The sequence below is a fragment of the Companilactobacillus pabuli genome (assembly GCF_014058425.1).
GTDB classification, from domain to species: Bacteria; Bacillota; Bacilli; order Lactobacillales; family Lactobacillaceae; genus Companilactobacillus; species Companilactobacillus pabuli.
The window spans coordinates 1,467,134-1,481,403 of record NZ_CP049366.1 but is presented as its reverse complement, the minus strand read 5'-3'; the positions used below and the strand labels follow the sequence as shown (position 1 = coordinate 1,481,403).

Below are 14,270 nucleotides of genomic sequence, written 5' to 3'. Positions count from 1 at the left end.
AAATGAACTGTGTTTTATGAAAAAGAAAATAAAAAATATTAACCAATTCTCTTGTTTGAAGTTGGTTAATATTTTTTTACTTTTTTATTTATGTTTGATTGGCAGTTCGACAACAAACTCACTGCCGTGGGGGAGATTGTCACGAACGAAGATATGCCCCTGGTGGTTAGAAACGATTTGTTTAGCAATCGCTAAGCCGAGACCGTGTCCACCACTGCTCTGGTTTCTAGATTTGTCGACACGGTAAAATCTACCGAAGATTTTATCCTTATCGCTATCCTTAATACCAACGCCAGTATCAGAAATAATGAATTGATATTTAGAGCCTTCAACTTGATCGTAAATTTTAATAGTGCCATTTTTCGGAGTATATTTAGTAGCATTGTCTAATAAAATTATCAATAATTGTTTAATTTTATTACGGTCTAAGTATAAGGTAGGATGATGATTTAGATTGATTTGAAAGACTTTTGATTGAGAATTGATGATGTCTTTGAATGGTTCGATGGGATCTTTTAAAAATAATTGTGGTTTGGTATATTCAAAATTCAATTTGGTCGTAGCTTGGTCAAAACGAGCTAAATCCAACAGATTATTAGTTAATGAATTGAGGCGGTTGACTTCATCGAGTGAAACAGAAATGGCTTCTGCTTCGTCGATGATTTTTTTATTTGGTTTAGTCAACATGTACTCGAGTTTTCCTTGAATGATAGTCAAAGGAGTTCTCAATTCGTGAGCAGCATCGTTAACGAATTCGGTCTGTTGTTTCCAAGATTTGACAATTGGTAACATATTGATTCGTGCCAAGAAGTATGAAACTACTAAAGCTATGATCCAAAAGATGAAGAAAGTTAAAATAAGAATTTTTTCAAAGTTTTTCACAATTTGAATTTGGGTATCAATATTTTGCATGATTAAAACATAATGACCCGCGTACATCGGATTATTATTTTTTTTGGAAACTTTTATTAAAACCGATCGAAAGTTCATATTATGAACAACAATTGTTTGTTTCTTGTTAATATTTTTTTTATTTAATTTAATATTTTTCAAAGCCGAGTAACGGTTACCTAAACTACTTTTATTTAATAATTTACCATTATCGCTAAAAACTAAAATTGAAGCTTGAAACGGCATTTTAGGATTTGGTTTATTTCGTTCCTCGGGATGATTAGGTTCAGGATTAGGCTCATTTTGCTGGTGCATATTAGGCTGTTTTTGAACGGAAGCAATTTGTTCACGCATTTCTTTATCGATACTTTTGTAAGTAGATGATTGGAACAAATTAAAAATTATCAAACCCAAAGCCAAACTTAAGACGGCAAAGGCTGCCATGATAGATAGGAATAATTTGAATTGTTGACGGCGAGTAATTTTTGATTGTTTAGACTTCATTTTCATCTTGGAAAATATACCCAACATTTCTAATAGTTTTAATTAAATTGTCATTTTGCGATGGACGTAATTTTTTACGCAAATTACTCATATAAACTTCAACAACTGTTATGGAGGTATCAGAATCAAAGCCCCAAATTCGTTCAAATATTTGATCTTTGGTAAGAATAGTATTTTTATTTTGCAATAAATAAACTAATAGATCATATTCCTTACCATTCAAAGCAATTGTTTTGCCATCACAAGTAGTTTCATGCGTGTTCAAATTAACTTCGATATTTCTGATCCGCAAAATTGAGTCATCTGCTAAAGTACCACTTCTTTTTAGAAGCGCTTTGACTCGGGCCAGTAATTCTTCACGGTGGAAAGGTTTAGTTAAATAATCATCTGCACCTAAATTGAATCCATGAACCTTGTCGTCGATGTCAGCTTTGGCAGTCAAAATTAAAACTGGCGTATTGATTTTATCTTTGCGGATATTTTTCAAAACGTCGTAACCGTTCATTTCAGGCAACATGATATCTAGGATTATCAAATCGTAAACATCTTCAGTTGCAGCAAATTTTCCACTTAAACCATCGCCTTCGATATCGACCTTCGAAAAATCACTTAAAAAAGTAGCAATATTGTTAGCTAAATTTTCATCATCTTCAACTACTAAAATTCTTACACTATTTGACATTTTGTACTCCTTTTATTGATTCTGAATATAATTATAAGGCATTTTTTTTAATTTAAGCTTAATTTAAGCTATTTTGGCTAATCTTGTCCTTGTCATAACGAAAGGAACTTAAGCAGATGAAAAATAAATCACCTTTAAAATCGATTTTATTTTCGATATTAGTTTATTCAATCATTTGTTTCTTTATAAATATTGCTTTTTAAAGATGGGAGAAGATAAATGATGGAATCAAAAGACTCACGACGTGAAACAAGACGTCAAAATAGTTTTTTCGATAAATTAAGAAATATTAAGTATGATTATTGGCTGATTGCCATTTTGATTTTGGCAGCTTTTCTTTATGCCTGGAATATCTGGGAAGCGGGTGAAGCCAATAATTTTTATACGGCAGCTATTGTCAGTATGACAAAGAGTTTTAAAAACTTCTGGTATGCCAGTTTTGATCCGGCCGGCTTTATTACAGTTGATAAGCCACCGGTAGCTTTATGGTTCATGACGATCAGTGCCAAAATATTTGGTGTCCATGGCTGGAGTGTTGTTTTACCATCAATTCTATTTGGAATTGGTTCGGTTTACTTGATTTACAGCCTAGTATCTAAACGTTTTGGGAAAGTCCCAGCAAGAATTGCAGCGTTAGTTATGACTTTGACGCCAATTGTTGTAGCGGATTCTCGGACTAATAACATGGATGCAACGTTAGTTTTCTTCCTATTGTTGTCAGTCTGGTTCGTTCAAAAAGCAGTCTTAAAGCAACAGCAACGTTATCTTTGGATTGGCTTTGCTTTAGTCGGCTTTTCATTCAATATTAAGATGTTGCAAGCCTTTATGATTTTACCGGCACTGTATCTTTATTACTGGTTAAGTGCCAATGTTAATTGGAAAAAGAAATTAGCACATTTATCGATAGCAACGATCTTTTTAGCAGTTTTCACTTTAATTTGGCCACTATCAGTTGATATGACTAATTCTTCAAATCGGCCTTATGAAGGTGGTTCTGAAACTAACTCTGCTTTGGAATTAGCTTTTGGATATAACGGAACACAACGTCTTTTGGGCCAAACAACTGGTACAGGTGGAGCTTTCCCAGGAATGGGAAATAAATCATCTAAGAATTCTAAATCGATGATGCCACCATCAGGTTCTAAGAAATCTAGTGGTAAAAAATCCGCAAATGGCGCTCCAACACCACCTAGTGGAACCAAGAAATCTAGTTCAAAGAACAATCCACCAGCAAAGCCTAGTTCCAAAAAGGGTAATGCTCCAAGTATCCCTTCAGGTAATAAAAAATCTCAAGGTGGAATGACTGGTGGTGGCGGTGGTGCCTTTAATATTGGTACTGCTGGACCATTTAGATTATTGCAAAAAGAATTAGGACCACAAATTAGTTGGTTAATGTTATTAGCAATTTTCGGTGTGATTTCAAGTTATGCCTATTTCAGAGACTCTAAGAAGAAATGGTATGCTTTAACACCTCAAAGAAAAGAACTTTGGCTCTGGTTAGGTTGGTTGATTCCTGTCGGTGGATTCTTCTCTGTCGCAAGTTTCTTCCATCCATACTATACGATCATGTTGGCTCCAGCTATGGCTGCTTTAGCCGGTATTGGAATCTTCACGATGATCAAACAGTGGAAAGAAAAATCACCTTGGTCAATGTTATTGCCAATTTCAATTTTAGCAACAAGTATCTTGCAAGCATGGTATCTCAATGATTACTATCCAACTTTGAGCTGGATCTTGTTGATTGCTGGAATTATTATTTCAATTCCGCTATTCGTTTTACCTTGGATTGCAATCAAATTGAAAAATAAACGAGTTTGGCCAGTTGCAGCTTTGATAATTGTTATGTTGGCGCCAACTTGGTGGTCTTTAACACCAACCTTAGCTGGTTCTAGTGATGGAATTCCTAGTGCAGGACCATCTTTAATTTCTTCAGCTGGCGGCGGTGGCGGTATGGGTAATTCCCAAGTCGATACGACGCTATTGAAATATTTGCAAAAGCATCAAGGCAATGCGGAATATTTATTTGCTACTGACGATTCAAGTACTGCAGCTCCATACATTATTCAAACTGGTGAAGCTGTTATGGCTATGGGTGGTTTTAACGGAACAGATAAAGCCATCACTTTGAAACAATTTAAGAAATTAGTTAAAGAAGGCAAGGTCAAGTATTACTACTCTGGTGGCAAAACTGGTGGTTCTAATACTCAAATTGTAAATTGGATCAAGAAGCATGCTAAGAAAGTTACTTTAAGTAGTAGTAATACACAAACTAACAATTCCAGTTCAGTGACGGTTGCTTCGAAGACTAAATCCAATAGTCAAATGCCAGGTGGTTCAACTAATCCACCATCAAAACCTAGTTCTTCAGGTAATAATGGCAGTGCTCCAAGCGGTAATGCTCCTAGTGGAAACGCTCCAGGTGGCAATGCTCCAAGTGGAGGACAAAATAGCAACCCTCAAAAGCCAAATGGTAAGAAGAAGTTGACTAAGAAACAATTAAAGAAAATGAAGAAGTCCATGAAGAAAGGCCAACCTGGTCAAGGCCAAAATCAAGGACAAGGCCAAGGTCAAGGTGGACCTGGACAATCAGGAACACTTTATGATTTATCAAGTATTTATAAATAATCAATGAAAGGAATGTTCTTATGAAAAATCAATTAATCTCAATCGTTTTGCCGGTTTTTAATGAAGAAGCGGGTATTCAAGCTACGATTGATACGTTACTAAATTATATTGAGCAACAAGAAGAAAAGTATGAACTGATTTTTGTTGATGATGGATCAAAGGACAAATCAGTGGCAATCATTAAACGAGCATTGGCTCAAAATGATCACATCAAACTAGTTGAATTTTCACGTAATTTTGGACATCAGCTGGCTATTACAGCTGGTCTAGAATATACCAAGGGGGATGCGGTCGTAGTTATGGATGCCGACTTGCAAGATCCACCTGAAGTGATTCCTCAAATGATTAAAAAATGGCATGAAGGTTATCAAATAGTTTATGGTAAAAGAATGCAAAGAGATGGTGAAACAGTTTTTAAGAAGTTCACCGCTAAAATGTTTTATCGAACCTTCCAAAAATTAGCCACTATTAATATGCCATTGGATACAGGTGATTTTCGCTTAATGGATCGACGTGCTGTTCAGCAATTGTTGAAACTACACGAAAAAGACCCCTTTGTTCGTGGTCAAGTAACTTGGATTGGATTCAAGCAAACAAGTGTCCTGTATCACCGTCAAGAGCGGATTGCTGGGGAAACCAAATATCCTTTGTCAAAAATGATTAAATTAGCAGTTGATGGAATCACATCGTTTTCCATGAAACCTTTGCATTTTGTAAATCTATTCTCAGTTTTGCCTTTAGCTAGTGGAGTATTCTCATTGGGATACTTAATTGCTACAAATAGTTATAGCTTTGCATCAATTGGTGTAACAGTGTTACTATTCACATTGGGATTACTGATGCTATCAATTGGTATACTAGGTAGTTATTTAGGCAGAGTTTTGGATCAAGTAAATAATCGTCCCCGCTATATTGTTAGCAAGACCGAAGGATTTGAAGAAAGAAATAAAGGAATTCATCATTTTTCGGCTCGACAAATTAATAATTAAATAAAAAAAGAAATAGTCTTTTATACCTTAAAAGCTTTCATGCTTTTTAATTCCTAATTTATGTGTTACAGTAACGTTAAATTTGATAGTTATTAAGTTGTTTGATGGACAACGATTCTTATCAAATTGAACATGAACTATCCCATTCATAAAAAAGAAGCTGACGAACACCCAGTCGCCAACTTCTTTTTTTTATGGATTTAATTAATATACATCACCATTGTAAATTGAATTTTTAACAATTACATAGTCTACTTTGCGTAGAGAACTTAAATCTTTACCACCAGCATAGGAAATCGATGATTGTAGATCTTGTTTCATTTCAGTCAAAGTATCCATGATTTCTCCCTTATAAGGTACGAGCATTCTTTTACCTTCGACATTTTTATATTCACCTTTTTGGTATTGAGATGCAGAGCCAAAGTAGGCTTTATATTTTTGACCATCTTTTTCAATGATTTTACCAGGGGATTCTTTATGACCGGCGAGTAGGGAACCAATCATAACCATGTCAGCTCCAAAACGAACTGATTTTGCAATGTCACCATCATTTCTAACGCCACCGTCAGCAATGATAGGTTTACTAGCAGCTTTGGCACAAAGTCTTAAAGCAGCTAATTGCCAACCACCAGTACCGAAACCAGTCTTTAATTTGGTGATACAAACTTTACCGGGGCCAATCCCAACTTTAGTAGCATCAGCACCAGCGTTTTCCAATTCACGAACAGCTTCTGGAGTACCGACGTTACCAGCAATAAGAAAAGTTTCTGGTAATTTATTCTTGATGTATTTGATCATGTCGATAACACGATCACTGTGTCCGTGAGCGACGTCAATTGTAATGTAATCAGGTTTTAAACGTTCAGCAACCACTTGATCAATGAAAGTATATTCGTCTTTTTTAATACCAACACTGATAGAAGTAAATAAATCTTTTTGATTCATCATCTTGATGAAGTCAATTCTAGTTTCAGGTTCGAAACGGTGCATGACATAAAAATAACCATTTGTAGCTAACTTTTCAGCTAGTTTTTCATCAATGATCGTTTGCATGTTAGCAGGGACTACTGGAATCTTAAATGTTTTCGGACCAAATTTAATGGTGGTATCGCATTCAGAACGGCTGTCAACAATACATTTATTCGGAATTAGTTGAATATCTTCGTAATCAAAAACTTGCATTTATTATCCACTCCATTAATAACGAACAATTATTATTTTTATATTTCATTTCGTTCGTATCTATAATTTAACTGGAAAATTGAAAGAAGTCAATCGAATTCTGTTAATAAAGTTATTTATTGTGATAGAATTTTCGTATATGATTATTTTGTTATTTAATATTGGAATTTATTGAAAATTTAAATGAAAATATTTGACACTGATAAACGTAATTGGTAATATCATCATATTGTTAGTGAAACGCTATGATGATGGCGTTTATTAGCGACCTTCAAAAAATCGGTATATACAATAGGAGTGGTTAAAAGTGCAACAGTATACTGCAGAAGATATTACAAAAATGGTAAAAGATGAAAACGTTGAATTTATTTGTTTAATGTTTACAGATATCAACGGAATCATTAAGAACGTTGAAGTTCCAGTATCACAATTGGATAAAGTTTTAGCGAATAAAATTACTTTCGATGGTTCATCAATTGATGGTTTTACTCGTATTGAAGAAAGTGACATGCTTTTGCATCCCGATTTATCAACTTGGTTAATTTTCCCATGGGGAGAAGAACACGGTAAGGTAGCTCGTTTGATCTGTGATATTTACAGAACTGATGGAACACCTTTTGAAGGAGATCCACGTGTTAACTTAAAGCGTATTATCAAGAAAATGCATGACATGGGCTACACTCATTTCAACATTGGACCAGAACCAGAATTCTTCTTATTCAATATAGATGAACATGGAAACCCAACGTTACATCTAAACGATGATGGTAGTTATTTTGACTTCTCACCAGTTGATTTAGGTGTGAATGTTCGTAAAGATATTGTTTTAGGATTAGAAAAGATGGGCTTTGAAGTTGAAGCTAGTCACCACGAAGTTGCACCGGGCCAACAAGAAATCGACTTCAAGTATCAAGATGCTATTTCTGCTGCTGATAGTATCGAAACATTCAAATTAGTAGTTAAGACTATCGCTAAAGAACATGGTTTGTATGCAACCTTTATGCCAAAGCCTGTTCAAGGTATCAATGGGTCAGGGATGCATATCAATATGTCACTATTTAATGGTGATGATAATATCTTTGACGATGCTAATGATATGCTTTCACCAACTGCTAAGAAATTTATGAGTGGTTTATTGAAGCATGCACGTGCACTAACTGCTGTTAATAATCCAACTGTTAACTCATATAAGCGTTTAGTTCCAGGTTATGAAGCACCAACTTATATTGCTTGGTCAAGTAAGAATCGTTCACCTTTGATCCGAGTACCAGCAGCTAAAGGTAAGTCAAAACGTATCGAAATGAGAAGTGTGGATCCTACAACTAATCCATATCTCGCTATTGCATGTATCCTTGATGCAGGTCTTGACGGTATTGCAAGTGACTATGATCTAATGCCAGAAGTAAAAGACAATATTTATGAAATGTCAGAAGAAAAACGTCGTGAGGAAGGTATTGTTGATTTGCCATCAACTTTGCACAACTCCTTGAAAGCACTTCGCAAAGATGAGTACGTTCAACAATCACTAGGTAAGGGACTAACTAACAGTTTCTTTGCCGCTAAGAATGCTGAATGGGCAAGATATCAACAAACTGTTTCTCAATGGGAAAGAGATACTTACATGTCTCAATATTAAAATAAAAAGCTTGATCGTAAGGTCAAGCTTTTTTGCTACAGTGATTTGAAATCGCCTTCAAAAGCCTATTAATTCAATGTTTAACTAAATATTTTTATATAGGCTAATCACTGGTATTTACCAAAATTTAATGTTAAGATTTGGCGTAATCAAAATTCTGATTACTGCTTTCCCCCCAGAGAGCATAAAGACCTCAACCATTTTGGTTGAGGTCTTTTTTTAATCTCTAGTAATGCTTAAAACAGCGGTTGTCTTTAAGGAGTTTTTATTGTCCTTGCCGATTGTGATCCAATCAGCAGCGCTGATTAAACCTTCAATTTTGTTTTCTTCATCTTGTTCGGAAACTTTTCCGTCCTCGAAGTTCCCTTTAAAAATGCAATCTAAGTAATAGTGATCATCGTTACTTGCCATTAACGATGATTGATATTTCCATGCAATGATGTAAGTGTCCTCATTGATTTCAATAGTAGTACCATCTACTAAATTTATCTTTATAGCCATGTTACCGCCTCCCTTAGCTTTTATTATAGCAAAAGTAAGGCCTTACAAAGCGTAAGAGGGTAAAATATTAAAAGAGAAATAATAGATGACTATTATATGTGCTTATAAAGCTTGTGACGGTGTATATTGAACTGTTTGATAAAACACCAATAATTGGAGTAATTTGGCTTAAATTAGACTACAAAGTTATTTAAAACGTGTTTTTCCAGAAAATAATATAAAAAAGACCTTGAATGACATCGATCATTCAAAGTCTTTTATTTCTAACGAGTTATGATAATTAAAAAAATCGCAAAAAAGATAACATCCAGAATGGCCGACCATTCGTACCATTTATCTGGCTTATTAAACTCTACAGTGTTATGCCCTCTTCTATGAGGGTACCACGACGGATATTCTTTTTTGGACATATTCTTCATTTTGCATCTTCTCCTTATTATCTAAGTCCATTATATCGAGAATGTTTAAATTATGCCACCATAAATCAAAAATGCAAGTTTTATTAAAAAGAAAGGGCTTGCATTTTAATAAATAAGGGATATAATTTCATTTATTATCCGTTGAGCAATATAAGAATAAATGATGGAGGTAGACAAATGAAATATCGTGTAATGTTAAACATTAAATCTCAATTGTTTACTGTTGAAGATAAAGATAAACATGTTTCTGCAGACGGTAAAACAATTGAAGAAGCTGTAAGCAAGCTTAAGACCGCTTAAAATGGGGACGGTCTTTAAATCAATCAAAAAAAGTTAGGTCATCTATTTTTACTATAATAGGTGGCCTAACTTTTTATATTGGATTTGATTAAGCTTTATAAAAAATCTTAGTATTTTTTAATTCAAATTTGAAGTTGAATCGTTCTCAAAAATATCGGACAATGTAGAAATTAGATTAGGACCGAGTGTGGAGGAGCTTTTATGGAGCAAGATTTAAAAATTCAAGCGGCCTTAACTAGAGTTACTAGAACATGAACCAATTGCAGAAATTACTATTTTTGAGATAGCCGATAAGTGTCAAATTGCGTGCAGAACTATTTTTGAAAAATACGGTGATAAATATCAAATTTTGCAAGCAATTGAGGACGATATCTTTATTCGATTGAGTCATGCTAAAAAAGATACTTATCAGATTGATACACGTGAATTTGACAAGGATGATAGAATCTTAAAAATTCTTAAATTAGTGTATGAAAATAAAAAAGTGATAAGCCTCTTATTGGGAGATTTTGGTGATCCTCGTTTTCATGAACGTTTTATCACTTATTCGACACAGAAGGGGCTCAAAGTAATTGAGGATTCTAATGAGTTTAATGATTTAGATCAACGTCAAAAGGAATTGTTAATACAATACATTTCGTCTGCTTTAGTAGGATTGATTGCTTATTGGATTAGGCATCCGGAGATGACGGTCGAAGAACTATATAACTTTTTTGAAGAGTTATTTTTGAACGGTATTACAAGTTTGACGGCAAAATAAAAGCCATTAGTCAAAAGACTAACGGCTTAGAAATTCCATATGAAGCGAACTACGAGAATCGAACTCGCGACACTAGCTTGGGAAGCTGGTATTTTACCATTAAACTAAGTTCGCATTTGATAACTATATAATTATACAATATTTTGGCTCAAATTGATAAGAAATATTTAAAAAAATCCTTTGAATTTACAATATAAATTGATTTTTAGTTTTCATTACCATAAAATCAAGGGTGACGATGAATTTTTATCAATAAATTGCATCAAGGAGAAGATAATAATGAAAAAAACATTGGTTACTTTATTAGCCGCTGTTTCATTAATGGGTGGTTTTGCTACCGTAGCAACTGGTTGTTCAAATAATAGTACTCAACAAGCTGAACAACATTCTGCTAAAAAGATCACAAAGAGTGAGATCAAGAATCAAGTTTATGTTGGTGTCAGCAAAGATAACAAGGATGAGTACATCACTTTCTTTACTGGTAAAGATAAGAAGACTGTTCAATTCGTGCGTGTAAGCAAGAGCGGTTCAAAGAAAGTTATTACTGATTTCAAGAAAGCTAAAATCGTTATGGACAAAGATAATGCTAAGAAGTTCAAGATCGATGGCTTCAGAATTATCAAGGAACCTGACTTCAACTGGAAATTCACTAAGGTCGGCAAAACTACTATCAAGACTTCTGATGGCAAGCAATGGAAACTATATGAAGGTTCACACAAAGCCGCTATTAAATCAGTTCAAAAGAACGGAAAATAATTAATATTTTAAAATCCACTAGAATATCCCTATAGGAGAGATGTTCTAGTGGATTTTTTTGATTCTTTAGTTAGTAGAAATATTCCATCCTCCATAGCAAAGCAAATTTGGCTGGAACAATGTGGGCACGACTTGGAGCCTTTGCTATTCCGGACTAAACAGTGGTTTTATTCAGTGATAGTGACAAGTTTTGCAGAACAGACGACGACATCCAACAGCAACCTGATCTAAAAAATTGTCTTTCTTTACATGATATTTTTTATTATTTCATAATCATATTTCAAAGAATATATCTTATACATATTGAAAATAAATCTTAAGATTACCAAATATTTTATTTAAGTAGTCTTTTTTTAATAGATAATTAGTTTTTTAAATGAACAAGATATTGTAAATTAATTTATTTCAGAAAAGTATTTATAAAATTATATCCTGTTATTTTGACATTTTGAGAAATAATTTTTGATTAAAATTTTTCTAATTAGTGTAAACGCTTGCTAGATATGACGCGAATTAGCTTTCCTCCAAAAATTAGAAAATATTTCATACTGGAATAGTTTCATGAAATCGCTTGCAAAACACATACCTGTCCGATATAGTGGGTGTTGGTAACGGAATTCAAAATTAAGGAGTGATTTTTTATGACTATGCCAATCCATGTTACTTCAGAAATTGGAAAATTGGATGTCGTAATGTTGAAACGTCCCGGACAAGAAGTTGAAAACATTACACCCGACACAATGCCCCGACTATTGTTCGATGATATCCCATATTTACCAATTGCCCAAAAGGAGCATGACAATTTTGCTCAAATCTTGAGAGATAACGGAACAGAAGTTCTTTATCTTGAAGATTTAGCTGCCGAAGCTATCGATGCTGGAAATGTTAAAGAAGCATTTGTAGAAAAGATGCTTCGCGAATCAGATTATGCTGTTGGTGCTGATCATGACGCATTGAAGGAATTCTTGATGAGTCTTGATACACACGCAATGGTAAATCAATTAATGATCGGTGTTCGTAAGAATGATATCGACTTCAAGCCAACTGACTTAGTTAGTGCCGCTGAAGATTCAGAATATCCATTCTTCATGGACCCAATGCCAAACCTTTACTTTACTCGCGACCCGGCAGCTTCAATCGGTGATGGTTTGAGCATTAACCACATGACTTTCGCTGCAAGACAACGTGAATCAATGTTTATGGAAGCAATCATTAAATACCATCCACGTTTTGCAAACAAAGGCTTGCATGTATGGCGTGATAGAAACCATACACATCGTATCGAAGGTGGAGACGAATTAGTACTTAGCGACCACGTACTAGCAATTGGTGTTTCACAAAGAACATCAGCAACTGCTATTCAAGACATCGCTAGAAACTTGTTCAAAGACAGCAAGTACGACACAGTAATTGCTATCAAGATTCCACACAACCACGCAATGATGCACTTGGATACTGTATTTACAATGATCAATTACGATCAATTTACAGTTCATCCAGGAATCCTTGGCGAAGGTGGCAAGATCGATACTTGGACAATTCATCCAACTAAAGATGGTGATTTGACTTATGAACACAATCAAGATCTAAAGGCTGTTCTAAAGAAAGAACTTGGTCTTGATGATCTAGATTTGATTCCAACAGGTAATGGTGATCCTATCGTTGCTCCTAGAGAACAATGGAATGATGGATCAAATACTCTAGCCATTGCACCTGGTGTCGTTGTTACTTATGATCGTAACTACGTTTCAAACGAAATGCTAAGACAACACGGCTTGAAAGTATTGGAAACAATCTCTAGTGAATTATCACGTGGTCGTGGGGGCCCTCGTTGCATGAGTATGCCATTAGTACGTGAAGACTTAAAGTAAATTTAATTTAATTAGAAAAAATGTGCTAGACTAGCCTTAACTCATCATTTTTGGAGGGATCATTTTGGATTATAAAGGAAAAGAAACATCAGTATTTCAAGGCAGAAGCCTTTTAGCCGAAAAAGACTACACACCTGCAGAATTGGAATACTTAATTGATTTTGGACTTCATTTAAAAGCTCTTAAGAAAAAGGGCATACCACATCATTATCTAGAAGGTAAGAACATTGCCTTACTATTTGAAAAGACATCAACAAGAACACGTTCAGCCTTTACTACAGCTGCTATTGACTTAGGTGCTCACCCCGAATTTTTGGGTGCCGGCGATATTCAACTAGGTAAAAAGGAAAGTGTTGAAGATACAGGACGTGTTCTAGGTAGCATGTTTGACGGTATCGAATTCCGTGGATTCTCACAACAAGTTGTTGAAGATCTTGCTAAATACTCAGGCGTTCCAGTTTGGAACGGTTTGACAGATGAATGGCATCCAACACAAATGTTGGCTGACTTCATGACAATGAAAGAAACATTTGGCAGTATCAAAGGTAAGACTTTGACATTCGTTGGTGATGGTAGAAACAACATGGCTAACAGTTTCTTAGTTACAGGTTCAATGCTTGGAGTAAACATCCACATCGTTGCACCTAAAGAATTGTTCCCAGATCAAAGCGTTGTTGACACAGCTAAGAAGTATGCTGAAGAATCAGGCAGCAAGTTCTTAATTACTGATAACATCGAAGAAGGTGTTAAAGGTACAAACGTTATCTATACGGATGTATGGGTATCAATGGGTGAAGAAAGTCAATGGGATGAAAGAATTAAACTTCTCAAACCATATCAAGTAAACATGGATATGATCAAGAAGACTGGTCAACCTGACGACCAAATCATCTTCATGCATTGCTTACCAGCATTCCATGATACAAATACACAATATGGACAAGACATCAAAGACAAATATGGTCTAAGTGAAATGGAAGTAACAGACGAAGTCTTCAGAAGCAAATATGCACGTCAATTTGAAGAAGCTGAAAACAGAATGCACTCCATTAAAGCCATTATGGCAGCAACTCTAGGTAACTTGTTCATCCCTAAGGTTTAATCAGTTATTGAAGAAGGGCTAATCGTAATGGTTGGCCCTTTTTCATTTTTTA

Annotated in this window: 12 protein-coding genes and 1 tRNA gene; 8 read left to right on the top strand and 5 right to left on the bottom strand. The window is 34.8% G+C overall.

Annotated elements, in window-relative coordinates; translation table 11 throughout:
- Window positions 1-84: 84 nt before the first annotated feature.
- Together G6534_RS07210 and G6534_RS07205 are read right to left on the bottom strand one after the other, a co-directional pair.
- Window positions 85-1,395, bottom strand: coding sequence for a sensor histidine kinase (locus G6534_RS07210; RefSeq protein WP_182082544.1), 1,311 nt, complete (start codon window positions 1,393-1,395; stop codon window positions 85-87).
- Complete coding sequence (locus G6534_RS07205; RefSeq protein WP_059073507.1) at window positions 1,385-2,077, bottom strand: response regulator transcription factor; 693 nt, start codon at window positions 2,075-2,077, stop codon at window positions 1,385-1,387. Before G6534_RS07205 ends, G6534_RS07210 begins: the two co-directional genes overlap by 11 nt.
- A 222-nt stretch (window positions 2,078-2,299) precedes the next feature.
- Here G6534_RS07205 and G6534_RS07200 point away from each other — a divergent pair, with 222 nt between their 5' ends.
- Window positions 2,300-4,702: a glycosyltransferase family 39 protein gene (locus G6534_RS07200; protein WP_182083284.1), complete on the top strand. Its 2,403-nt coding sequence runs from the start codon at window positions 2,300-2,302 to the stop codon at window positions 4,700-4,702.
- A 20-nt stretch (window positions 4,703-4,722) separates the two neighbouring features.
- On the top strand, window positions 4,723-5,691 hold the full coding sequence (locus G6534_RS07195) for a glycosyltransferase family 2 protein (RefSeq protein ID WP_059073509.1): 969 nt from the start codon (window positions 4,723-4,725) through the stop codon (window positions 5,689-5,691).
- 204 nt (window positions 5,692-5,895) lie between these two features.
- Here G6534_RS07195 and G6534_RS07190 read toward each other — a convergent pair whose 3' ends face one another.
- Entirely contained in the window at window positions 5,896-6,873 is a 978-nt protein-coding gene (locus G6534_RS07190) for a GMP reductase (RefSeq protein WP_059073510.1), read from the bottom strand.
- A 340-nt stretch (window positions 6,874-7,213) separates the two neighbouring features.
- Between G6534_RS07190 and glnA the strand changes: the two genes are divergently transcribed.
- On the top strand, window positions 7,214-8,509 hold the full coding sequence (glnA, locus tag G6534_RS07185; protein WP_182083283.1) for a type I glutamate--ammonia ligase: 1,296 nt from the start codon (window positions 7,214-7,216) through the stop codon (window positions 8,507-8,509).
- Between the two features lie 219 nt (window positions 8,510-8,728).
- On the opposite strand, the gene G6534_RS07180 is transcribed toward glnA, so the two are convergent.
- Window positions 8,729-9,010 (bottom strand): hypothetical protein, encoded by a 282-nt coding sequence (locus G6534_RS07180; RefSeq protein WP_059073511.1) that lies wholly within the window; start codon window positions 9,008-9,010, stop codon window positions 8,729-8,731.
- 596 nt (window positions 9,011-9,606) lie between these two features.
- Here G6534_RS07180 and G6534_RS12290 point away from each other — a divergent pair.
- Both G6534_RS12290 and G6534_RS07175 read left to right on the top strand, forming a co-directional pair.
- Window positions 9,607-9,729 carry a hypothetical protein gene (locus tag G6534_RS12290; protein ID WP_268750966.1) on the top strand — a complete coding sequence of 41 codons (123 nt, stop codon included), beginning with the start codon at window positions 9,607-9,609 and terminating at the stop codon, window positions 9,727-9,729.
- A gap of 349 nt (window positions 9,730-10,078) precedes the next feature.
- On the top strand, window positions 10,079-10,489 hold the full coding sequence (locus G6534_RS07175) for a TetR-like C-terminal domain-containing protein (protein WP_182082543.1): 411 nt from the start codon (window positions 10,079-10,081) through the stop codon (window positions 10,487-10,489).
- Between the two features lie 43 nt (window positions 10,490-10,532).
- On the opposite strand, the gene G6534_RS07170 is transcribed toward G6534_RS07175, so the two are convergent.
- A tRNA-Gly gene (locus tag G6534_RS07170) sits at window positions 10,533-10,603 on the bottom strand.
- Between the two features lie 165 nt (window positions 10,604-10,768).
- Between G6534_RS07170 and G6534_RS07165 the strand changes: the two genes are divergently transcribed.
- The 3 genes from G6534_RS07165 to argF all read left to right on the top strand — a co-directional run bounded on the left by G6534_RS07165 (window position 10,769) and on the right by argF (window position 14,218).
- A complete protein-coding gene (locus G6534_RS07165; RefSeq protein ID WP_059073513.1) occupies window positions 10,769-11,245 on the top strand; it encodes a hypothetical protein in 477 nt (158 codons plus the stop codon).
- A gap of 641 nt (window positions 11,246-11,886) precedes the next feature.
- Window positions 11,887-13,116 carry an arginine deiminase gene (gene arcA, locus G6534_RS07160; RefSeq protein ID WP_010019312.1) on the top strand — a complete coding sequence of 410 codons (1,230 nt, stop codon included), beginning with the start codon at window positions 11,887-11,889 and terminating at the stop codon, window positions 13,114-13,116.
- Between the two features lie 64 nt (window positions 13,117-13,180).
- Window positions 13,181-14,218 (top strand): ornithine carbamoyltransferase, encoded by a 1,038-nt coding sequence (argF, locus tag G6534_RS07155; protein ID WP_152999942.1) that lies wholly within the window; start codon window positions 13,181-13,183, stop codon window positions 14,216-14,218.
- Window positions 14,219-14,270 lie beyond the last annotated feature (52 nt).

What these genes read in the sequence shown, in the direction of transcription:
- G6534_RS07190 (WP_059073510.1), bottom strand. Translation starts at nt 6,873, where the DNA reads ATGCAAGTTTTTGATTACGAAGATATTCAACTAATTCCGAATAAATGT.
- G6534_RS12290 (WP_268750966.1), top strand. Translation starts at nt 9,607, where the DNA reads ATGAAATATCGTGTAATGTTAAACATTAAATCTCAATTGTTTACTGTT.
- arcA (WP_010019312.1), top strand. Translation starts at nt 11,887, where the DNA reads ATGACTATGCCAATCCATGTTACTTCAGAAATTGGAAAATTGGATGTC.
- G6534_RS07165 (WP_059073513.1), top strand. Translation starts at nt 10,769, where the DNA reads ATGAAAAAAACATTGGTTACTTTATTAGCCGCTGTTTCATTAATGGGT.
- G6534_RS07195 (WP_059073509.1), top strand. Translation starts at nt 4,723, where the DNA reads ATGAAAAATCAATTAATCTCAATCGTTTTGCCGGTTTTTAATGAAGAA.
- G6534_RS07180 (WP_059073511.1), bottom strand. Translation starts at nt 9,010, where the DNA reads ATGGCTATAAAGATAAATTTAGTAGATGGTACTACTATTGAAATCAAT.
- G6534_RS07210 (WP_182082544.1), bottom strand. Translation starts at nt 1,395, where the DNA reads ATGAAGTCTAAACAATCAAAAATTACTCGCCGTCAACAATTCAAATTA.
- glnA (WP_182083283.1), top strand. Translation starts at nt 7,214, where the DNA reads ATGGTAAAAGATGAAAACGTTGAATTTATTTGTTTAATGTTTACAGAT.
- G6534_RS07200 (WP_182083284.1), top strand. Translation starts at nt 2,300, where the DNA reads ATGGAATCAAAAGACTCACGACGTGAAACAAGACGTCAAAATAGTTTT.
- G6534_RS07205 (WP_059073507.1), bottom strand. Translation starts at nt 2,077, where the DNA reads ATGTCAAATAGTGTAAGAATTTTAGTAGTTGAAGATGATGAAAATTTA.